Genomic DNA, 21,267 nt, shown 5'->3' on the forward strand with positions numbered 1-21,267 from the left:
GGCCCCCAGGCCCGCCGCCGCGCCGGCCGTCCGCCGCAAGGGTGCGTCGTTTGTGGCGCCGCGAGCGGCGCGGGGCTTGGGGCTCCGCCCCTGGCGCACTTCGGAACGTCTTCCGCCCAGCTTCCTCCGCTTCGCTCCGTGCAGCCGGTTCCCCGCGAAGCCGTCCCTCCGTTTGCACCCCCGGTCTCGCCGACGGGCAGGGTTTCAGCGCGGCGCTTCCGCTGCGCGGAAACCCAAGCCCAAGGAATAAGGAAATGACCGATACCATCGAAACCGTGGCGACCGAGCAGAGCGCGCAAGACGGTCAGACAGTGTTCGTCCCGCTGAACAAGCTCAAGAAGTCCCCGAAGAACGTCCGCAAGGTGCCGCACACTGACGAGTTCATTGCCGCGCTCGCCGCGTCCGTCGCAGCCAAGGGGCTTTATCAGAACCTCGTCATCGAGCCGGAGGTGAAGAACGGCAAGCCGACCGGCTGCTATCTCGTCACCGCTGGCGAAGGACGCAGGCTCGCCTATCTTCTGCGCGCCAAGCGCAAGGAGATCAGGAAGAACCACCTTGTCCGCTGCTGGCTCGACACCGAGAACGATCCGGCCGAGGTGAGCCTGGATGAGAACTACAATCGGGAGCAGCTTCACCCGGCCGATCAGTTTGAGCGCTTCCACGAGCTTTCCCGCGACAAGGGATGGGGCGCGGAGGAAATCGGCGCGCGGTTCGGCGTGTCACCCGAGATCGTCAAGCGGCGGCTGCGGCTCGGCGCGGTCAGCCCGAAGCTGATGGACATCTATCGGCAGGACGGGTTGACGCTCGACCAGTTGGCGGCGTTCGCCATCACCGACGACCATGCCCGTCAGGAGCAGGTTTTCGATAACCTGTCGTGGAACAAGGAGCCGTGGATCATCCGGCGCGACCTCACCGCGAGCCATGTGCCCGCGAGCGATCGGCGGGCCGTGTTCATCGGCGCCGATGCCTACGCCGAGGCGGGGGGCAATGTCATTCGCGACCTGTTCACCGAGGATGACGGCGGTTTCTTCGAGGATGCGGGCTTGCTCGACACGCTTGCCGTGGAGCGGTTGCGCGAGATCGCCGGGGACATATTGGCCGAGGGCTGGAAATGGGCCGAGGCGAGTATCGACTATCCGCACGGTCATGGGATGCGGCGCTACTATCCGCAGCCTGTCGGCTTGTCCGACGAGGACGAGGCGCGGCTGTCCGAGGCGGCGGCGGCGCACGACGCCCTGATCGAAGGCTATGACTCCTATGAGGACATGCCCGAGGACGTGGCGGTGAAGGCGCAGGCGTTGAGCGACGAGATCGACGCGATCAGCGCCAAGCGCTCGGCCTACGATCCCGCCATCATCGAGCGTGGCGGCGTGTTCGTCTCCCTCGGCTCCAATGGCGAGGTGAAGATCGAGCGCGGCTATGTCCGCGCCGAGGACGAGCCGCAGCCCGAGGTTGCCACCGAGGACGAGGGTGGTGGCATCGCGGAGGACGGCGAAGCCGTGGAGGACGACGAGGACGCCGACGAGGAAGAAGAGGTGGACGAGGCCGACGCGGGCAAGCCCATTTCCGACAGCCTCGTTCGTGACCTCACGGCCCACCGGACACTCGGCCTCCGTCTCGCGTTGGGGGGGCAGCCCGACATGGCGATGGTGGCCCTCACCCATGCGCTTGTGCTGGACCTGTTCTATCATGGGTTCGGCAAGTCCTGCCTCGCCATCACCGCCAAGAGCGAAGACCTCGCCAGCCATGCCGAGGGCATCGCGGACAGCGACGCGGGCGAAGCGCTTGCGGCGCGGCACGATCAATGGGGCGCGCAGCTTCCCGACGATACGGCGGACCTGTGGCCGTTTCTCGCGGCGCTGGACGGCGACAGCCGCACCGAGCTTCTGGCGCATTGCGTGTCGCTCACTGTCAATGCGGTGAAGGTGCCTTGGGAGCGTTCCACCGCCCGCATCGAGGCGGCGGACGGACTGGCCAAGGCCGTTGACCTCGACATGACCGCGACGTGGACCGCGACCGCCCGCAGCTATTTCGGGCGCGTCACCAAGGCCCATATCGGGCAGGCCGTCAGCGAGGCCGTTTCTGTCGAGGCAGCCGAGCGCATCCTGCCGATGAAGAAGGCGGACATGGCCGACGCGGCGGAGCAGCTTGTCGCCGGGACGGGCTGGCTTCCCGTCCTGTTGCGTGCGCCGGAGGTTGAACCCGAGGCGGTGGAGGCGGAGGATTTCGCAGCGGACGCGCAGCCGTCCGAAGCGGAGGCCCCCGACACCGAAGCGCAGGACGGCGTGGACGCCGTGGCGCAGCCGACCGGGATCGAGGCGGACGCCATCGCGCCGGAACCGGAGGACGAGGGCCAGTCGCATTATGCGGTTGCCGCCGAATAGGTGACGGGCCGGGACCGCGCGAGCGGTTCCGGCCTTTCCCTTCGTGAAGGCCGGATAATTCGCGGCCGCGCCCTTGTCCGGGCGCGGCCGCTTTGGCGTTCAGGGAAAACGCGCTCGCCGGGCTTGGCCCGGCTCGCGTCGCGGTTGGCGGATGGTCCCGCCTCCGGCTAATGATCCGACATGGCGACAGCATCGGACAGCACGCGAATCGACACGGCCTCACGCACGATTCTGGCCCCGCCGCGCGACATCTTCCGGGCCATGACCGACGCCGAATCGGTGGCGTCCTGGCGGCCGCCAAAGGGGATGCACGCGCGCATCGAGTCGTTCGACGCACGCGCTGGCGGCGGCTATCTCATGGCCTTTATCTATGACGATCCCGCGCCCGGCGTGGTCGGAAAGTCCTCCGAACGGGAGGACCGCTTCGCCGGCCGGTTCGTCGAACTGCTTCCCTACGAGCGCATCGTGGAGGATGTGGTGTTCGCTTCCGACGATCCTGCCTTCGCCGGAACGATGCGGGTGACGACGACGCTGACGCCCGTTGCCGATGGCACACGCGTCACCATCCTCTGCGCGAACGTGCCGCCGGGTATCAGCGCGGACGACCACCAGGCCGGAATGGCGTCGACGCTGCGCAACCTCGCCACCTTCATCGAATAGCGCTGGCCGAATGGGCCAGTCCGACGGCGGCTGATCGGATGCTCCAGACGCGCTTGGGCTTCGATCCGGCGAGCGCATCCGCCCCGTTCGTCGCCACGCTGGTCGATGTCACCGGGATCGTCATTTATTACTGCGTCGTCCTGCTCATTCTCCAAAGCACGCTTCTCTGATGTGATCGGTTCGCCTTGGCGCGACATGAGGTGGCGCAGGGATGCCGCAACGTCGTCTTCCCCGCATCTGCTCTCCGCACGCCGCCACACGGCCTCTGAAAAGGCTTGTCTGGCCGAGGTCCGCCTGCCTACCCGCAACGGCGTCGCACGGCTTTTTTCCGCCGCCGGCCCGGCCGGCTTTGCATCGCGAAGCAAAAAAGCCGAGCGCCGCCGCCAGCCACTTCGTTCCGCCCTTCGGGTGCAGGTCAGTCGTCCCCCGTCCGGTCGACAGCCATCGAGGCCGCGATGGGCGCGGTCCCGAGGCAAGAAAGGACTGACGACATGATCCGCGGCATCTTCACCACCACCAATCGCGGCTACACCGGAGAAATCCGCTTCTTCGGCACGCGCGAGCAGGTCGAGCTTCGCCCGATCGACGGCAAGGACAATGACAAGGCTCCCGACTTCCGCATCGTGGCGGCCGACGACGAGCGCATCGAGTTCGGCGCCGCCTGGAAGAAGACCAGCAAGGAGCAGCGCGATTACGTCTCGTTCAAGCTGACGCTTCCCGGCGGCACGCCGGTCTATCTCCGGCTGTTCGAGAACGAGACCACTGGCGACTACGAGCTGGTGTCCGACTGATCCCACCGGCGCCCCGCCACACGGCGGGGCGCATCTTCCCAGCTTCCGGCGGATGGCGCTGAGAACCTCGCGGTCGGCGGCTGCCGCCGCCGGTTATTCCTCGGTGTGGACGTTGCGCGCTTGCGCGCCCGAACGCCGCGAGCCGCAGGCCCGTTCTCGAGAACGGGCCTGCGGGCGGGAGACCCCGCCTGGCGAGCCCGCCTGCGGGCAGGGCCATCATGCGCCGCCAGGCGCGGCGCGGTTGCTTGGGGCTCTGCCCCCAGCGCCCTTCGGAGCGGCTTCCGCCCAGCTTCCTCCACGCTTCGCGTTCCGTGCAGCCGGTTCCCCGCGAAGCCGCCCGCTCCGGTTGCACCCCCGGTCTCGCCGACGGGCAGGGTTTCAGCGCGGCGCTCCGCTGCGCGGAAACCCAAGCCCACGGAAGGAAAGAGCATGAGCATCCACCACCTCGCCACCCGGTTCGGCCGCAACGCCCATCAGATCAGCGGGCGCGAGCCGCTCGACAACGAGGCGCTGTATCGCCACGTCCCATCAATCTTCGCCAACGAGGCGCACGACAGCCGTTCGGAGCGCTATGTCTATGTCCCCACCATCGACATCGTGGAGGGGCTGCGCCGGGAAGGATGGTTCCCGTTCTTCGCCGTCCAGTCGGTTCCGCGTGACGGCAGCCGCCACGGCCACGCCAAGCATATGCTGCGGCTGCGCCGGGACGGAGGCATCGGCAAGCCCGAGGCCGCCGAGGTCATCATCGTCAACAGCCATGACGGAACCAGCGCCTATCAGATGTTCGCCGGGATGCTGCGGTTTGTCTGCACCAACAGCATGATCGCGGGCGAGCGGTTCGAGGAAATCCGCGTGCCGCATAAGGGCAATATCCAGCACGACATCATCGAAGGCGTTTACACCGTGGCCGAGGACTTCCCCCGGCTGATCGACGCCAGCGAGAGCATGAAGCAGGTTCGGCTTTCGGAGGACGAGCAGCGCTTGCTCGGCGAGGTCAGCCTTGTCGCCCGCTATGGCGAGGACGAAAGCCCGCTTCGCCCCGAGCAGATCATCGAGCCGCGCCGCCGCGAGGACACCGACCGCAGCCTGTGGACGACGTTCAACGTCATTCAGGAGAACGTCATTCGCGGCGGGCTGCATGGCCGCAGGCAGAACGCCGAGGGCAGCATCCGGCGCAGCCGGTCCCGCCCGATCAACGGCATCGACCAAAATGTCACCCTCAACCGCGCGCTCTGGACGCTGGCCGAAGGGATGCAGCGCCTCAAGGCAGGTTGACCGCGAGGCCATAGGGTCGGTTCCGGCCCTATGGCTTCCCCGACTGCGCAGGCCGCCGACCCGCTCCCCGGATCGGCGGTCGTCGCGCGTCCCAAGGTCCGCGCGACGGCCAAGGCGGACGAGCTCGCCGGGCTTTCGCCCGGCTCGCGTTTTCTATTCCCAATAGCTCAAGACGACTATAATAGTCGTTTTCATAGCGTAGGGCGCTCGGCTCGTGGACGTGATCGCGCATGATCACTTCCCGCCAAGTGCGGGCCGCTCGTGCGCTTCTCGGTTGGACTCAGGAGATGCTTGCCGACAAGGCCCTTGTTGCGTTGACTGCGCTCAAGCGTCTGGAATCCGAAAGCGATTTGTCGGTGCGCGAGGACACGCGGCATCAAGTGGTCAAGGCATTGGAGGCAGCGGGGATTGTTTTTCTCGATTCGGATCGCGGGCAAGGGCTAATGCTGGTGCGCGGATCGCAGGAGACTTCCCCGCAGTAATGGGGCGGAGCGCAGAAGAACTTATCCGTCTGTCATCATATCGCGATAGCGAAGGCGGTAGGATTACTTCGATCCATTCTGGTGTATGTTTGGTAAATCGGCGCGCGAAGGGGGCGATGGCTGGGGCGGGAGCTAGGCGATGGGGATAGCCGCTTTCGAGGATCGCGCCCCGGACGCGCCCCACGTCACCCCCTATGACGAACGCCATCATCTCACCTATTGGCGATTGCTCGACGCGGCCGAGGAGAAGGCCGACTGGCGCGAGGCTGTCCACATCATCTTTGGCATCGACCCGGCCGCCGAGCCGGAGCGCGCCAGGACCGTCTATGACTCCCATCTCGCGCGCGCGCGGTGGATGTGCGAGGCTGGCTATCGTCATTACCTTCGGCCCTGACCGGCGGCCGCGAGGCCCGCACGGTTCGCCGGGCCTGCGCCCTTCCGCTGCCTTAAATCCGCTATGCGCCGGAGCGCGCGGCAGGACTTCTCGCCAACCGCGCGACTGAGAACATCTCCCGACGCGCTCCGTAGAGGGCCATGCTTGGGAGGGGCGTATGCCGCCTGAGAGGGACTGGCGCGCGCCCCCGGACGAAGCCGGGAGCGATGCGCTCGCATATTCCGACATCGCCCTCGGCTACCTCAGCCGCAATCCGGGCTACCGCGCCGACTATGCCCGCGCGCTGCGGCGCGTGAAGCGCGGAACGATCACCGCCGACGACGCCACCACCGGCTTGGTGCGGCGCTGGGGCATCAGCTTTCACGCAGAGCCGACGACGGCCTTCGATCCCAAGCTGGTGGTCGCTCGACCGGACCTGTCGCCGGCCAGCATCGTCCTCGCTCCGGCGCCAGCCGACATCGGCGCGACGCCGGACATCGACGCGAAGCGGCTCGGCGCCGTCCGCGCGCGGATACGGATCGGCGAATATCTGCACCTCATTCTCGCCGATTCCGATGGCGACGAGCATATCTGGGTCGCGGGCGCGCTGGACGGCCCGTTGGCGATGATGCTGCCGATCGGGGCCGATCCGTTCGCACGTCTTGCGGCAGCCGAGCGGCTGTGCCGCCGCCTCAATGGCATGGCGGCGGGTCCGCCGACGCTGCGACCACCACCCTTTCGGCGCCTGCATCTGCTCACGCTGCTACAGGTGCTCGACGGACTTCAGGCGGGCGCCACCCAGCGGGAGCTGGCCGCCTCGCTCATCCACCAGAAGGTCCGTCGCTACAGCGCCGCAGACTGGGTTGAAAGCAAGGAGCGCAAGCGCGTCCGCCGCTGGATCGCCGAGGCGATCGAGCTGCGCGACGGCGGCTATGTCCGCCTGTTGCGTGGCGGCTGAGAGGGGACGTTCTCACGCCCTCCGGCGGTGTCCCTTCTTCGCATAGGGGTCATTTCGCCACCATCGCCTCCTGTCCGCCGGCCTGCCTTTCGGGCGCCGGCCATCATCAGGAGGATCATCATGACCGAGCCTGTGGCCGTCACCACGCCGCGCTACCTCAAGACGCCCGACGCGGCGATCCACCTCGGCCTGTCGGCCCGCACGCTGGAAAAGCACCGCTGCTTCGGCACCGGGCCGGTATTCCGCAGGCTCGGCGGCCGCATCGTCTATGCGATCGACGATCTCGAAGCCTGGGCGGCGCTGGGCACCCGTCGCTCGACCTCCGACACCGGGGCCGGCGTGGTCCATCCCGCCAAGCGCCTGCCCTCCGATTGCGTCCGGCGCTGACAGGCCGATGCAGGCCGCACGTCCCCATTCCGGCCGGGCCAGCGCCGAGCGGACGCAGCTTGAGCTGTTCCGCTCCGTCCCCGGCGACCTTGCCGCACGCGACGCGCAGGACTTGATGTCCTGGCCCTTCTTCAGCTTGGCCAAGACCAAGCGCGTGGCGCCGATCGACTTCCGCATGGGCGCGACATGGATCTCGGTGGAGGCCGTGCCGGAGCATGGCATGGCGACTATTTGGGACGCCGACGTGCTCATCTGGGCCGCCAGTCAGCTCATCTCCGCGCGGGACGCGGGCCGGCCGACCTCGCGGCTGATGGTGACGACGCCGCACGAGATACTGGCTTTCACCGGGCGCGGCACCGGCAAGGCGAGCTATGAGCGCCTGAAGGCGGCGCTGGACCGGCTTCAATCCACCACTGTCGCCACCTCGATCCGTCAGCAGCACCAGCGGCGGCGCCATCGTTTCTCATGGATCAACGAGTGGCGCGAACTGGCGGACGGCAGCGGTCGCGCGTTGGGCATCGAGCTGATCCTGCCCGATTGGTTCTATGTCGGCGTGCTCGATCGCGCGCTCGTGCTGACGATCGACCGCGCCTATTTCGATCTGACCGGCGGCCTCGAACGCTGGCTCTACCGCATCGTGCGCAAGCACGGCGGACGGCAGGGCGGCGGCTGGAGCTTCGACGTCCCGCACCTTCATCTCAAGTCGGGCGTCCTCTCGCCGCTGCGCCGCTTCGCGTTCGAGCTGCGCGCCATCGTCGCCCGCCAGCCGCTCCCCGGCTACGTCCTCACGCTCGAACATGCGCTCGGCCGCGACCGGCTCAATTTCACGCCGATCCCCGTCGATCCGTTCGATGCCGCCATGCGCCGCGTCGGTCTCAAGCCTGTGGAGAATCGGCGATGAGACACGGACTATCAGGAACGCCCGGAGTCGGACGATCAGGAACGCGCGACACGGACTATCGGGAACGCGCGGCACCCGCAAACCCGCAGGAATCCTCGCGAAATCCGTTCCCTTCTAACGATGCTAATAGAAAAGAATCCTTCGGATTCTTGCTAACGGCGCGCGCGGCTGTGGACGGCCCGGCGCCATTCGGCCGGTCGCCCGGCCGCCGCCATCGCGCCGCGCACATCGCGGCTCATCCCCGGAGACAACCGATGATCGACGACCGGCCCCCGGCCGTCCGCTCCGGCGGCGCGTTCAGCGCGCTCGCCCGTGACGGCCTCACCCATGTCGAGCTGACCTGGATTGAGAAGAAGCTGGAGCACTGGATACGCTTCGGCCGCATCGCCGAGGATCGCATCCTGACCCGCCGAACGCGCGTCGTCGGCTTTCGACCAGGCGCCGTCTTCGCCTTCGTCCGTTGGGCGTCCAACGACTACGGCACGATCGTCTCGCGCATCGACGTGGTGCGCGCGGTCGCCGCCAACGAGCCCTACACGACGCTGCCGTTCGTGCGGCCGGGCGGCGACATCCTGCTCAAGATCGAAGGCTGGCCGAAGGTGAGCCAAGTGCTCGCCGCGATCGACGCGGTGGAGGCGGCCGGCGTCGATCCCTGCGACACCGCGCCCGACCATTGGCGGCACGTCCACAACCGCATCGCCGCCGGCAATCAGCCGCGTCTCTACACCCCGGAGCGCCATAGCGCCTGGCTCAAGCGCCGGGAGATCGAGGGATGACGCGCCGCCGCTATGTCATCGCCACGGCTGTCGCCGCGTCCGGCTTCGCGATTTCGTTCGCCACCGTTGCCGTCGTCGAGCCGCTTCCGCGCGTCATCTGGAACGCCAGCGCCAGCGCGCCGATCGGGCTCTACCGCATCCAGCCGGATCGCGATCCGCCCACCGGCGCGCTTGTCGCCGTCACACCGCCCCGAGGGCTGGCGCGCTGGCTTTCCGCGCGCGGTTATCTGCCGGAAGGCGTGCCGCTGCTGAAGCATGTCGCGGCGAAGGACGGCCAGCGCGTGTGCCGGATCGGCGCGACGGTGAGCGTCGATGCGCGGCCCGTCGCCACAGCTCGCGCGCGTGACGGCCGGGGCCGTCCGCTGCCGGTCTGGCAGGGCTGCCGCATCCTCCGGCCAAACGAACTGCTGCTGCTCAATCCCGCCGTCCCCGACAGCCTGGACGGCCGCTACTTCGGCCCGTTGCCGGTCGCCGCCGTCATCGGGCGCGCGACGCCGCTCTATCTGCGCCCGCAATCCCCGGCGCCTTCCATCCGCAACGACAAGGAGATCGACCATGCCCGCAAACATCTTTGAACCGACCGGCAACGGCTATGCCGGAACCGTCCGGCTGTTCGGCGTCAACGAGTTCATCGTGCTCGTCGCCCTCGATCCAAGCGACGCCGAAAACGCGCCCGACTACCGCATCCACCTCGTCGACGAGGACGGCCCCGATGTCGGCGGCGGCTGGAAACGGGTCGGCGAACGGGCGGGCGATTACGTCGCGTTGGAGATCGACAGCCCGCTTTTCACCGCGCCGTTCCGGCCGGTGCTGTTCCGCGCCGACGCCGAAGGAAAGGCGCTGCGGCTGTCGTGGAAGCGGCCCCGGCCGCGCGAAGATCGGAGTTGATCGGTGACATCCCCGCTCATCCCTTTGTTCGCGGGAAAGCCGTCTCATCCCTTCGTCCCGCTCGGTCGCAGGCCGGCCGGCGCGCGCAGCGAAGGTCAAGGGCGGCCCTTGGCCGGCGCTTCGCGCGCACCCTTTGCCGGAGCGAGCACGCTGGCAGGCTGGCGGCGGAGCGGAGTCGGATCGGTTGTCGGTCTGGCGATCTTGCTGCTGGCCTCGCCGGGCGCGGCGCTGGCGCAGGACGCGCCGGGCGAACGGACGTCCGCGAGCCATCCCTATGCCGATCCTGTCGCCGAGGCGTCACGCCGCTTCGGCATCCCTGAGCGCTGGATTTGGGCCGTCCTGCGGGCCGAAAGCAACGGCGATGTCAGCGCCGTTTCATCCGTCGGCGCGATCGGCTTGATGCAAATCATGCCCGGCACATGGGCGGGCCTGCGCGCACGCTATGGCCTGGGCTCGGACCCCTATAACGTGCGCGACAACATCATGGCGGGCGCGGCCTATCTGCGCGAGATGTTCGACCGCTACGGCAACGCGACGGCGATGCTGGCCGCCTACAATGCCGGTCCGGGCCGCTATGACGATTATCTGTCGCGCGGCCGTTCGCTGCCCACCGAGACGCTCGCCTATCTCGCCAAACTGGCGTCGATCACCGGCGGTTCGAGCGACATCCAGCCTCTCGCCGCGCCGTCGCCCGATCCGTTCGCCTGGCGCGTCGCGGGGCTGTTTCCCGTGCGCGGAGACGCTGCTTCGCCCGCCGCCGCCACGTCGCCGGAAGCCCCGCCGGCCGCATCTCCGACGCTCGCGGCGGCGGCTGTGACGTCGCGCCCGGCAAGCCTGTTCGTCCCTGTTTCCGGCCGGCCTCCGCAATGATCGCGTCCGAGCCCGCTCCCGCTTTCCGGCTGATCGCATCCGGCAGGCACGTTCGCGTGGGTTGGCGGGGTCCGTCGCAGGCTTTCGCAGCGCCGGCAGGGAAGAAGGCTCTGACTGTGCAGGGAAGGCAGCGAGGGCAAGATAAAGGGCGGCAATGTGCGGAGCCCCTGCGCCTCGGTCGTGGCCTTGATTCTCAAGGCTTTTGGGCATTGCTGCGCAATGTGTGCGGAAATCCCGCACTGTGCGGCGCGGGCTGGAAACCAGCACCGCCCAGGGTTTTCCGCACTGTGCCGAGCGCCGCGCCATGAGCGGCGACGAGGATTTCCGCATCCGGCCTGGCCGTATCCGCTCGCGCGGCGGCCAGCGCGCGCTGCCCGTAATCGCCCAGGCGCTCGCCGCCGCGCAGCGGGCCGGCGGCTTTGTCTCGCGCCGGGGCCGGATCATCGCGCCGGGCCGCTCGACCTTTGGCCGGGGACGGGTCGCGAGCCTGCGCGCCACCCACCGGCTCGGCCACCGATCGCGTCAGGTCGTCGTGAAGGCGCGCGTGGTCCGCCACGGCGGCCGCGCCTCGCTCGCCGCCCACCTCAACTATCTGCAACGCGATGGCGTCACCCGCGACGGCGAGAAGGGCGTGCTGTTCGGCGCAGAGGCCGAGGGCCTCGACCGCAACGAGTTCGCCGCGCGGTGTGAGAACGATCGGCACCATTTTCGCTTCATCGTCTCGCCCGAGGACGCGCCCCAGATGGGCGACCTGAAGGGCTTCACCCGCGAGCTGATGACGCGGATGGAAAAGGATCTCGGCACCCGTCTCGACTGGCGGGCCGTCGAGCATTGGAACACTGACAACCCGCACGTCCACGTCATCGTGCGCGGTGTCGCCGAGGACGGACAGAACCTCGTCATCTCGCGCGACTATATCCGGGAGGGGATGCGGGCGGCCGCGCGCGAAATCGTCACCCGCGAGCTGGGGCTGCGCAGCGATCTCGACATCCGCCAATCGCTGGAGCGGCAGGTCGAAGCCGAGCGCTGGACCGAGATCGACCGCGACCTGTCGCGGGCCATGCAGCGCGACGGCCTGATCGACATGGCGCCCGAGGTCGGTGTTCGGCCGGACGGCGACCATGCGCTGAGGATGGGACGACTGCGCAAGCTGGAGGGCCTCGGCCTCGCCAGCGAGATCGCGCCGGGCCAATGGACGCTCGCGAGCGACGCGCAAGCCGCCTTGCGCGAGCTGGGCGAGCGCGACGACATCATCAAGCGGATGCACAAGGCGATGACCGATCGCGGCATCGACCGGGGAGCCGCCAGCTATGTGCTCGAACCCGATCCTGCGCAGCCCGTCATCGGCAGGCTGGTCGATCGCGGACTCCACGATGAGCTGACCGGCCGGGCCTATGCGATCGTCGACGGGCTCGACGGGCGCACGCACCATGTCCAGCTTCCCGACATCGAAGCGACCGGCGATTGCCGGCCGGGCGCCATCGTCGAACTGCGCCGCTTCGAGGACCGCAAGGGCCGCCAGCGGGTGGCGCTGGCCGTGCGCTCCGACATGGACATCGGCGCACAGGTCCGCGCGCCGGGGGCGACCTGGCTCGACCGCCGGAACCTTTCGAGCGACGGCCGCGACCTCGGCGGCGGGTTCGGGACCGAAGTGCGCGCCGCGATGGAGGCGCGCGCCGAGCATCTCGCCGATGATGGTCTGGCCCGCAGGCACGGTAAGCGCATCATCTTCGCGCGCGGATTGCTCGACACGCTCAAGCGGCGCGAGCTGGACGCGGCCGCCAAGGAATTATCCGCCGAGGTCGGCCTGCCGCACACCCCGTCGAAGGCCGGCGAATATGTCGCCGGCACCGTGCGCCAGCGCCTGACGCTCGCCTCCGGCCGCTTCGCGATGATCGACGACGGCCTTGGCTTCCAACTCGTGCCCTGGTCGCCCTCGCTCGACCGCCAGATCGGCAAGCACATCTCCGGCGTCCTGCGCGGCGACGGGGGCGTGGACTGGTCGTTCGGGCGCGGTCGGGGGCTCGGGCTGTGATCTTTCCAAGGAGATAGCCGATGCCCGCCACCAAGATTCTCTGGGGCCAGGTCATTACCGTCTTCGCGATCATCGTCGCCGCGATATGGACCGCAACCCAATGGACCGCCGCGGCGCTGGACTATCAGCCGCAGCTTGGCCCGCCCTGGTTCATGCTCGGCGACTGGCCGATCTATCCGCCCTACGCCTTCTTCTTCTGGATTTTCTTCTTCGAGGCATATGCGCCGAGGATATTCGCGATCGGCGCGGCCATCGCGGCGTCGGGCGGATTCCTCGGCTTCATCGTCGCTATCGGAATGTCCGTGCGCCGGGCGCGGGAGCTGAAGAACGCCGAAACCTATGGATCGGCCCGCTGGGCGGAGCGCAAGGAGGTGGAGGCCGCCGGGCTGCTAGGTCCGAACGGTGTCATGCTCGGGCGGCTCGGCCGCGACTATCTGCGGCACGCCGGCCCGGAGCATGTGCTGTGCTTCGCGCCGACCCGGAGCGGCAAGGGCGTCGGTCTTGTGGTGCCGACCCTGCTGACCTGGCCGGGCTCGGTCATCGTGCATGACATCAAAGGAGAGAACTGGACGCTCACCGCTGGCTTTCGCGCGGGCCAGACGAGGGTGTTGCTGTTCGACCCGACCAATGCCCGATCGGCCGCCTACAATCCGCTGCTCGAAATCCGCAAAGGCGCCTTGGAGGTGCGCGACGTGCAGAACGTCGCCGACGTGCTGGTGGACCCCGAAGGCTCATTGGAGAAGCGTAACCACTGGGAGAAGACCAGCCATGCGCTGCTGGTCGGCGCGATCCTCCATGTTCTCTATGCCGGCGAGGACAAGACGCTGGCCGGCGTCGCGGCGTTCCTTTCGGACCCGCGCCAACCCATCGAGTCGACGCTGCGGGCGATGATGACCACGCCGCACTTGGGCGAGGCCGGCGTTCATCCCGTCGTCGCCAGCGCCGCGCGCGAGCTGCTCAACAAGTCGGCCAACGAGCGATCGGGCGTGCTTTCGACCGCCATGTCGTTCCTGGGCCTGTATCGCGATCCCGTCGTCGCCCAGGTGACGAGACGCTGCGACTGGCGCATCGCCGATCTGGTCGACGCGCCGCGCCCGACCACGCTCTACCTCGTGGTCCCACCGTCCGACATCTCGCGCACCCGGCCGCTCATCCGGCTCATGCTCAATCAGATCGGGCGGCGCTTGACTGAGGATCTCGCTCCGGCGGCCGGGCGCCACGAGCTGCTCGTGATGTTCGACGAGTTCCCGTCGGAAGGCCGGCTCGACTTCTTCGAGACGTCGCTGGCCTTCATGGCTGGCTACAAGATCAAGTGCTTCCTGATCGCACAGAGCCTCAACCAGATCGAGAAGGCATACGGTCCCAACAACGCGATCCTCGACAACTGCCATGTCCGCGTCTCGTTCGCGACCAATGACGAGCGCACCGCCAAGCGCATCTCCGACGCGCTGGGCACCGCCACCGAGATGCGGGCAATGAAGAACTATGCCGGCCATCGGCTCGCGCCTTGGCTCGGGCATCTGATGGTGTCGCGCTCGGAGACGGCTCGGCAGCTCCTCACGCCCGGCGAGGTGATGCAGCTCCCGTCCGCCGACGAGATCGTCATGGTCGCGGGCGTGCATCCGATCCGTGCGACGAAGATTCGCTACTACAAGGATCGCCGGTTCACCGAACGGGTGCTGCCGCCACCCGATCCGAGGGCCGGACAGGACAAGCCCCGTCCTGACGACTGGAGCAGCTTGCCGCCGATCGCCGCGCCGGCCGAGCCCCAGCCCGAACCTCCGCAAGATCGGCCGGGCGCAGCCGCGCACAAGGAGGAGCTGGAGGAAGAAGACGCCACCAACGCCGGCCTGCGTCGGCAACCCGACATGGAACGGCATATCGACATCGCGCCGCCGCCCAAGCCCGCCCCCGCCAACGAGTTCGAGCTGGACGAGCCGGAGCCGGAGCCAGATGGCGACGCGGCCCGGCAGGCGGCCGTGCGCCGCCAGATGCAGGGTGTTGCCCGGCAGGCGTCGCTCGATCCCGGTGATGGCATCGAGCTATGACCACCAAGACTCCATTCTCGGTCTATCTCGACCCGGAGCTGATGCAGGCGCTCGCGGCTTACGCCGACCGCAGAGGCAAATCGCGCTCGCTCGTCGCCGAGGCGGCCATCGCGTCCTTCCTCTCGCCCGATGCCGACGAGCAGCGCGAGGCGGCCATCGCCAAGCGGCTCGACCGGCTCGACCGCCGCCAGACCCGGCTGGAGCGTGATGTCGGGATCGGCGTCGAGATGATCGCGCTGTTCGTGCGCTTCTGGCTGTCGAACACGCCATCGCCGCCCGAGGCGGAGCGTGCCGCCATGCGTCGGCAGGGCGGCGACCGCTATGACGCTTTCATGGAAGCGCTCGGCCGCCGACTCGCGAAAGGACCGAAGGTCCGGCAGGAGATCGGCGAGGACTTGCCGCCTCAAGAAGAATAGGCGCACTACGCCAGTTCTTGTATCTCTACGCCAGACTACGACGCCCGCATTTACTTGTTGAAGCGCGTCCTTTTCTGTCTCTCTTGATGTGTCCCTGAAGCCGGGCGGCGGTTCGCCCGGCCCAATTCAGGGGCTCATCCTTGACCGTCCACCCGATCCGATCCGAAGCCAAGACACGCGGCGCACGGATGCTGCGCACCGCCTTGGGACCGTCGATCGCGACGTGGTTGGAAGACCCCGCCGTCATCGAGGTGATGCTGAACCCCGACGGGCGGCTATGGGTCGATCGGCTCGGTGAAGGGATCGCCGACACTGGCGAGCTGCTGGCCGCCGCCGATGGCGAGCGGATCGTGCGCCTGGTCGCGCACCATGTCGGCGTCGAAGTTCATGCGCGCAGCCCCCGCGTCTCAGCCGAGCTGCCGGAAGGCGGCGAACGGTTCGAGGGGCTGCTTCCCCCCGTGGTGGCCGCGCCGGCCTTCGCGATCCGCAAGCCCGCCGTCGCTGTCTTCACCCTCGACGACTACGCAGGCGCCGGGATTATGTCGGCCGCCGAGGCGACCGCGCTGCGCGAAGGTGTCGCCGCCCGCGCCAACATCCTCGTGGCCGGCGGCACCGGCAGCGGCAAGACCACCCTGGTCAATGCGCTGCTGGCCGAAGTCGCCAAGACCACCGACCGCATCGTCCTGATCGAAGACACGCGCGAGCTGCAATGCGCCGCGCCCAATCTGGTCGCCATGCGGACCAAGGATGGCGTCGTCTCGCTGTCCGATCTCGTGCGCTCCAGTCTTCGGCTCCGGCCCGACCGCATCCCCATCGGCGAGGTGCGCGGCGCCGAAGCGCTCGACCTCCTCAAAGCCTGGGGCACCGGCCACCCCGGCGGCGTCGGCACGATCCACGCCGGCACCGCGCTCGGCGCGCTGCGTCGAATGGAGCAGCTCATCCAAGAGGCCGTCGTCACGGTCCCCCGTGCGCTGCTGGCCGAGACCATCGACCTCATCGCCGTGCTGGTCCGCGATGGGGCCGGCCGCCGGCTCACCGAGCTGGCCCACGTCGATGGGCTCGACGCCGCGACCGGCGACTACCGCCTGACCTCCCTCACATCCCCCAACCTTGGAGACGCATCATGAAAGGACTCAAAGTCCGGCTTCTCGCCGGCAGCGCGCTCGACCGCTTCGGCATCCTCGGCATCACCGCCGCGGGCTTCCTCGCCACCACGCCGGCCTATGCGTCCGGCTCCTCGATGCCGTGGGAAGCGCCGCTCCAGTCGATCCTCGAAAGCATCGAGGGGCCGGTCGCCAAGATCGTGGCGGTCATCATCATCATCGTGACGGGCCTGACGCTCGCCTTCGGCGATACGTCGGGCGGCTTCCGCCGGCTCATCCAGATCGTGTTCGGCCTGTCGATCGCCTTCGCGGCCAGTTCCTTCTTCCTCAGCTTCTTCTCCTTCGGGGGCGGAGCGCTGATCGCATGACCGGAGCGGCCGATCCCGTAGAGCCGATCGCCGGCTATTTCGCGCCGGTCCATCGGGCGCTGACCGAGCCGATATTGCTCGGCGGCGCACCGCGCGCGCTCGCCATCGTCAACGGCACGCTGGCGGGCGCGATCGGGCTCGGCCTGCGGCTCTGGATCGCGGGCCTGGTCATCTGGGCGGTCGGTCACGCCCTGTCGGTCTGGGCTGCGCGCCGCGATCCGCAGTTCGTGGACGTGGCGCGGCGGCACCTGCGCTATCCGGCCTGGGTGCGGCCATGATGAGCCTGCGCGAATATCGGAACAAGGCCGACCGCCTGGCCGACTTCCTGCCCTGGGCCGCGCTCGTCGCCGAAGGCGTCGTGCTGAACAAGGACGGCAGCTTTCAACGCACCGCGCGTTTCCGCGGCCCCGATCTCGACAGCGCCACGCCGGCCGAGCTGGTCGCCACCACCGCGCGGCTGAACAATGCGCTCCGCCGGCTCGGCTCCGGCTGGGCGATCTTCGTTGAGGCGCAGCGCTCGCCCGCGCTCGACTATCCCGACGCCGCGTTTCCCGATCCCGTGTCCGCGCTGGTGGACATGGAGCGGCGCGAACAGTTCCGCGAGGAAGGCGCCCACTTCGAGAGCGCCTATTACCTGACGCTGCTGTGGATGCCGCCGGCCGAGGATTCGGCGCGCGCCGAAGCATGGCTCTACGAGGGGCGCTCGCGCACCGGCGTCGATCCTTGGGAGCTGCTCAAGGGCTTCACCGACCGCACTGATCGCGTGCTCAATCTGGTCGAAGGTTTCGTGCCCGAGGTCCGCTGGCTCGATGACGCCGAGACCCTGACCTACCTGCACAGCACAATCTCCACGCGCCGCCAGCGCGTGCGTGTCCCCGAAACGCCGATGTATCTCGACGCGCTGCTGGCCGACGAGCCCTTGACCGGCGGGCTGGAGCCCCGCCTGGGCGACCACCATCTCCGCACGCTCACCATCGTCGGTTTTCCGACCGCGACGTTCCCCGGCCTACTCGACGAGCTGAACCGGCTCGCCTTCGAGTATCGCTGGGCGACGCGGGCGCTGATGCTCGACAAGACCGACGCGACCAAGCTGCTCGCGCGCATCCGTCGCCAGTGGTTCGCCAAGCGCAAGTCGGTCGCCGCGATCCTCAAGGAAGTCATGACTAACGAGGCGTCGGTCCTGATGGACTCCGACGCCTCCAACAAGGCGGCCGACGCCGACATGGCCCTGCAGGAGCTGGGCGCGGATTATGCCGGCATGGCCTATGTCACCGCCACGGTGACGGTGTGGGACCGTGATCCTACCATCGCCGCGGAGAAGCTGCGGCTGGTCGAGAAGGTCATCCAGGGCCGCGATTTCACCGTCATTCCCGAGGGCATGAACGCGATCGAGGCATGGCTGGGAAGTCTTCCCGGCCACACCTACGCCAACGTCCGCCAGCCCCCGATCTCCACCATCAATCTCGCCCACCTGATCCCCCTGTCAGCAGTATGGGCGGGGCCGGAACGGGACGAGCATTTCGGTGCAGCCCCCTTGCTCTACGCAAGAACCGAAGGCTCTACCCCGTTCCGGTTTTCCCTTCACGTCGGCGATGTCGGCCATACGCTGATCGTCGGTCCCACCGGCTCCGGCAAGTCGGTGCTGCTGGCGCTGATGGCGATGCAGTTCCGCCGCTACGAGAACGGCCAGGTCTTCGCTTTCGATTTCGGCGGCAGCATCCGCGCCGCCGCGATCGGCATGGGCGGGGACTGGCAAGATCTCGGCGGGATGCTGGACGACGAGGCCGGCGACGGCGTGCAGCTCCAGCCGCTCGCCCATATCGACGATCCGGCCGAGCGCGCCTGGGCGGCCGAATGGCTGGCGGCGGTGCTCGCGTCCGAAGGCGTCTCGGTCGATCCGCAGGCCAAGGAGCATATCTGGTCGGCGCTGGGCTCGCTGGCGTCCGCGCCGATGTCCGAGCGGACGCTGACCGGCCTCGCCGTGCTGCTTCAGAGCCAGTCGCTCAAGCAGGCGCTCGCGCCTTACTGCATCGGCGGGCCGTGGGGGCGGCTGCTCGACGCCGAGGCCGAACGGCTCGGCGAAGCGCCCGTGCAGGTGTTCGAGACCGAGGGCCTGGTCGGCGCCGGATCGGCGGCCGCCGTGCTGTCCTACCTCTTCCACCGGATCGAAGGCCGGCTGGACGGCTTGCCGACCCTCATCATCATCGACGAGGGCTGGCTGGTTCTCGACAGCCCGGACTTCGCCGCCCAGCTCCGCGAATGGCTGAAGACGCTGCGCAAGAAGAACGCCAGCGTCGTCTTCGCCACCCAGAGCCTCGCCGACATCGAGACGTCGAGCATCGCGCCCGCGATCATCGAGAGCTGCCCGACACGCATCTTCCTGCCGAACGAGCGGGCGGCCGAGCCGCAGATCGCCGCCATCTACGAACGGTTCGGGCTCAACGACCGCCAGATCGAAATCCTCAGCCGGGCGACGCCCAAGCGCGACTACTACTGCCAGTCGCGGCGCGGCAATCGCCTGTTCGAGCTGGGCTTGGGCGAGGTCGCGCTGGCCTTCGCCGCCGCCTCGGCCAAGACCGATCAGCTCCGCATCGCCGAGATCATCGACACGCATGGCCGCGCCGCCTTCGCGGCCGAATGGCTGCGCCATCGCGGCTGCGCCTGGGCGGTCGAGCTTCTTCCCCCCAGCCAGCAGGAGCTACCCCTATGACCCGACTTCCCCTGCGCCGCGCCATCCTGGCCGGCGTCATCGCCAGCGCGGCCGTCGCCCCGATCGTCGCGCCCATGCCGGCGCACGCGCAGTTCGGCGGGATCGTCTATGACCCGACCAACTATGCGCAGAACGTGCTGACGGCCGCCCGGTCGCTCCAGCAGATCAACAACCAGATTCAGCAAATCCAGAACCAGGCGACGAGCCTCATCAATCAGGCGCGCAACCTCGCGTCGCTGCCGTTCAGCTCGCTCCAGCAGTTGCAGCAACAGGTGCAGCGCACCCAGCAGCTCCTCGGGCAGGCGCAGCGCATCGCCTATGATGTCCAGAACATCCAGCAGGCGTTCACCGACCGCTACAAGGGCGCGGCGCTGACCGGCGACCATGCGCAAATGGTCGCCAACGCCAACGCGCGCTGGGAGGATAGCGTCGGCGCGTTCGAGGATGCGCTGCGCGTGCAGGCCGGCGTCGTCGGCAATATCGACGGCGCACGCACCACGATGGACGGTCTGGTCTCGGCCAGCCAATCCGCGACCGGCGCGCTCCAGGCATCGCAAGCCGGCAACCAGCTCCTGGCGCTGCAATCGCAGCAGCTCGCGGACCTGACCGCCTTGGTCGCCGCCCAGAGCCGGGCGCAGGCGCTGGAATCGGCCCGCCACTCGGCGGAGGAGGCGGAAGGGCGCGAACGCTTCCGCCGTTTCATGGGCAACTGAGGCGGCCCATGTCGCGCACGGCGAAAATCGCGGGTATCGCGGCGCTGGCCGGCCTGATGATGGCGGTGGCGATCGTTGCCGCCACCCAGCATCGCGCCCCAACGTCGGCGCCGCCCGCGACCGTGCGCGACGAGGCGGGACCGAGCCGGCTCGCCCGCGAACTGGAGCGCTGCGCCAGCCTGACCATGCCGGACAGCGGCTGCGAAGCGGCTTGGGCGGAGAACCGCCGCCGCTTCTTCCGTCAGGGTGAGCCCGAGGGCGCCGGGCGATGAACGACACCAGCGTCATCGACACCTTCCTCGGCGTCTTCGGAAACTACATCGACAGCGGGTTCGGCCTGCTCGGCGGTGAGGTCGGCTTCCTGTCCTCGACGCTGATCGCGATCGACGTGACGATCGCCGGCCTGTTCTGGGCCTGGGGCGCCGACGAGGACGTGCTTCAGCGCCTCATCAAGAAGACGCTCTACATCGGCGTCTTCGCCTTCATCATCGGCAACTTCCAGACGCTGGCCACCATCGTCTTCGAGAGCTTCGCCGGCCTGGGCCTCAAGGCCAGCGGCGGCAGCCTCACCCTGGTCGAGTTCATGAAGCCGGGCAGCATCGCGGCGACCGGACTTCAGGCCGGCAAACCGCTGCTCGATGCGGCCGGCCAGTTCTCCAGCCTCTGGGCCGTATTCGCGAACCTCGCGCTGATCCTCGTGCTGTTGCTGGCCTGGGCCATCGTCGTGCTCGCCTTCTTCATCATCGCGGTGCAGGTCTTCATCACCCTGATCGAGTTCAAGCTGGTGACGCTCGCCGGCTTCGTGCTGCTTCCCTTCGCCTTCTTCAACCGCACCGCCTTCATGGCCGAACGCGTGCTGGGTCACATCGTCTCGACCGGCATCAAGGTGCTGGTCCTGGCCGTCATCACCGGCATCGGCACCACGCTGTTCAGTCAGTTCACCAACGCCAGCCTCGGCGTCGCGCCCGACATCAACCAAGTTATGGCGATCGCCCTCGCGGCGCTGTCGCTGCTCGGCCTCGCCATCTTCGGCCCCGGCATCGCCAACGGCATTGTCTCCGGCGGCCCGCAGCTCGGCGCAGGCGCGGCGGCGGGAACCGTGCTGGCCGCCGCTGGCGCTATCGCCGGC

The 21,267-nt window shown here is 68.3% G+C and carries 24 protein-coding genes; all 24 read left to right on the forward strand.

What is annotated here, in order from left to right:
- Positions 1-254: 254 nt before the first annotated feature.
- A complete protein-coding gene (locus NCHOL11_RS07605; protein WP_097091752.1) occupies positions 255-2,384 on the forward strand; it encodes a ParB/RepB/Spo0J family partition protein in 2,130 nt (709 codons plus the stop codon).
- A 180-nt stretch (positions 2,385-2,564) separates the two neighbouring features.
- Positions 2,565-3,044, forward strand: a complete 480-nt coding sequence (locus NCHOL11_RS07610; protein WP_097091753.1) for an SRPBCC domain-containing protein — start codon at positions 2,565-2,567, stop codon at positions 3,042-3,044.
- 38 nt (positions 3,045-3,082) lie between these two features.
- Positions 3,083-3,214 (forward strand): magnesium transporter, encoded by a 132-nt coding sequence (locus NCHOL11_RS18020; RefSeq protein ID WP_217991049.1) that lies wholly within the window; start codon positions 3,083-3,085, stop codon positions 3,212-3,214.
- Positions 3,215-3,535: 321 nt separating this feature from the next.
- Positions 3,536-3,835, forward strand: a complete 300-nt coding sequence (locus NCHOL11_RS07615) for a DUF736 domain-containing protein (RefSeq protein ID WP_017502721.1) — start codon at positions 3,536-3,538, stop codon at positions 3,833-3,835.
- 429 nt (positions 3,836-4,264) lie between these two features.
- Positions 4,265-5,110 (forward strand): DUF932 domain-containing protein, encoded by an 846-nt coding sequence (locus NCHOL11_RS07620; RefSeq protein ID WP_097091754.1) that lies wholly within the window; start codon positions 4,265-4,267, stop codon positions 5,108-5,110.
- Positions 5,111-5,340: 230 nt separating this feature from the next.
- On the forward strand, positions 5,341-5,592 hold the full coding sequence (locus NCHOL11_RS07625) for a helix-turn-helix domain-containing protein (protein WP_097091755.1): 252 nt from the start codon (positions 5,341-5,343) through the stop codon (positions 5,590-5,592).
- A 139-nt stretch (positions 5,593-5,731) separates the two neighbouring features.
- A complete protein-coding gene (locus tag NCHOL11_RS07630) occupies positions 5,732-5,986 on the forward strand; it encodes a DNA -binding domain-containing protein (RefSeq protein ID WP_097091756.1) in 255 nt (84 codons plus the stop codon).
- Positions 5,987-6,143: 157 nt separating this feature from the next.
- Positions 6,144-6,923 carry a DUF2285 domain-containing protein gene (locus NCHOL11_RS07635; protein WP_097091757.1) on the forward strand — a complete coding sequence of 260 codons (780 nt, stop codon included), beginning with the start codon at positions 6,144-6,146 and terminating at the stop codon, positions 6,921-6,923.
- A 120-nt stretch (positions 6,924-7,043) separates the two neighbouring features.
- Positions 7,044-7,310, forward strand: a complete 267-nt coding sequence (locus NCHOL11_RS07640) for a helix-turn-helix transcriptional regulator (protein WP_097091758.1) — start codon at positions 7,044-7,046, stop codon at positions 7,308-7,310.
- A gap of 7 nt (positions 7,311-7,317) precedes the next feature.
- Positions 7,318-8,211 carry a replication initiator protein A gene (locus tag NCHOL11_RS07645; RefSeq protein WP_097091759.1) on the forward strand — a complete coding sequence of 298 codons (894 nt, stop codon included), beginning with the start codon at positions 7,318-7,320 and terminating at the stop codon, positions 8,209-8,211.
- Between the two features lie 254 nt (positions 8,212-8,465).
- Complete coding sequence (locus NCHOL11_RS07650) at positions 8,466-8,987, forward strand: DUF2840 domain-containing protein (RefSeq protein ID WP_097091760.1); 522 nt, start codon at positions 8,466-8,468, stop codon at positions 8,985-8,987.
- Complete coding sequence (locus NCHOL11_RS07655; RefSeq protein ID WP_097091761.1) at positions 8,984-9,562, forward strand: S26 family signal peptidase; 579 nt, start codon at positions 8,984-8,986, stop codon at positions 9,560-9,562. The genes NCHOL11_RS07650 and NCHOL11_RS07655 overlap by 4 nt, the downstream gene beginning before the upstream one ends.
- Entirely contained in the window at positions 9,543-9,875 is a 333-nt protein-coding gene (locus NCHOL11_RS07660; protein ID WP_097091762.1) for a DUF736 domain-containing protein, read from the forward strand. The genes NCHOL11_RS07655 and NCHOL11_RS07660 overlap by 20 nt, the downstream gene beginning before the upstream one ends.
- A gap of 207 nt (positions 9,876-10,082) precedes the next feature.
- Complete coding sequence (locus NCHOL11_RS07665) at positions 10,083-10,745, forward strand: lytic transglycosylase domain-containing protein (RefSeq protein ID WP_441339493.1); 663 nt, start codon at positions 10,083-10,085, stop codon at positions 10,743-10,745.
- A 304-nt stretch (positions 10,746-11,049) separates the two neighbouring features.
- Positions 11,050-12,780 carry a relaxase/mobilization nuclease domain-containing protein gene (locus NCHOL11_RS07670; protein WP_097091764.1) on the forward strand — a complete coding sequence of 577 codons (1,731 nt, stop codon included), beginning with the start codon at positions 11,050-11,052 and terminating at the stop codon, positions 12,778-12,780.
- Positions 12,781-12,800: 20 nt separating this feature from the next.
- Positions 12,801-14,828 carry a conjugal transfer protein TraG gene (locus NCHOL11_RS07675; RefSeq protein WP_097091765.1) on the forward strand — a complete coding sequence of 676 codons (2,028 nt, stop codon included), beginning with the start codon at positions 12,801-12,803 and terminating at the stop codon, positions 14,826-14,828.
- Positions 14,825-15,244 (forward strand): CopG family ribbon-helix-helix protein, encoded by a 420-nt coding sequence (locus tag NCHOL11_RS07680; RefSeq protein ID WP_097091766.1) that lies wholly within the window; start codon positions 14,825-14,827, stop codon positions 15,242-15,244. The genes NCHOL11_RS07675 and NCHOL11_RS07680 overlap by 4 nt, the downstream gene beginning before the upstream one ends.
- Positions 15,245-15,384: 140 nt before the next feature.
- The gene (gene trbB, locus NCHOL11_RS07685; RefSeq protein WP_097091767.1) at positions 15,385-16,371 is read left to right on the forward strand and encodes a P-type conjugative transfer ATPase TrbB; all 987 of its coding nucleotides are present in this window, start codon (positions 15,385-15,387) and stop codon (positions 16,369-16,371) included.
- Complete coding sequence (locus tag NCHOL11_RS07690) at positions 16,368-16,715, forward strand: TrbC/VirB2 family protein (RefSeq protein ID WP_097091768.1); 348 nt, start codon at positions 16,368-16,370, stop codon at positions 16,713-16,715. The genes trbB and NCHOL11_RS07690 overlap by 4 nt, the downstream gene beginning before the upstream one ends.
- The gene (locus NCHOL11_RS07695) at positions 16,712-16,993 is read left to right on the forward strand and encodes a VirB3 family type IV secretion system protein (protein ID WP_097091769.1); all 282 of its coding nucleotides are present in this window, start codon (positions 16,712-16,714) and stop codon (positions 16,991-16,993) included. Before NCHOL11_RS07690 ends, NCHOL11_RS07695 begins: the two co-directional genes overlap by 4 nt.
- Positions 16,990-19,425, forward strand: coding sequence for a conjugal transfer protein TrbE (gene trbE, locus NCHOL11_RS07700; RefSeq protein ID WP_097091770.1), 2,436 nt, complete (start codon positions 16,990-16,992; stop codon positions 19,423-19,425). The genes NCHOL11_RS07695 and trbE overlap by 4 nt, the downstream gene beginning before the upstream one ends.
- Positions 19,422-20,138: a P-type conjugative transfer protein TrbJ gene (gene trbJ / locus NCHOL11_RS07705; protein WP_097091771.1), complete on the forward strand. Its 717-nt coding sequence runs from the start codon at positions 19,422-19,424 to the stop codon at positions 20,136-20,138. Before trbE ends, trbJ begins: the two co-directional genes overlap by 4 nt.
- Before the next feature lie 8 nt (positions 20,139-20,146).
- Positions 20,147-20,410 (forward strand): putative entry exclusion protein TrbK-alt, encoded by a 264-nt coding sequence (gene trbK-alt / locus NCHOL11_RS07710; protein WP_097091772.1) that lies wholly within the window; start codon positions 20,147-20,149, stop codon positions 20,408-20,410.
- The coding region (gene trbL / locus NCHOL11_RS07715) for a P-type conjugative transfer protein TrbL (protein ID WP_255254742.1) at positions 20,407-21,267 on the forward strand (861 nt) is incomplete at its 3' end. The genes trbK-alt and trbL, both read left to right, overlap by 4 nt.

Source organism: Novosphingobium sp. Chol11, assembly GCF_900218065.1.
Classification (GTDB): Bacteria; Pseudomonadota; Alphaproteobacteria; order Sphingomonadales; family Sphingomonadaceae; genus Sphingobium; species Sphingobium agri.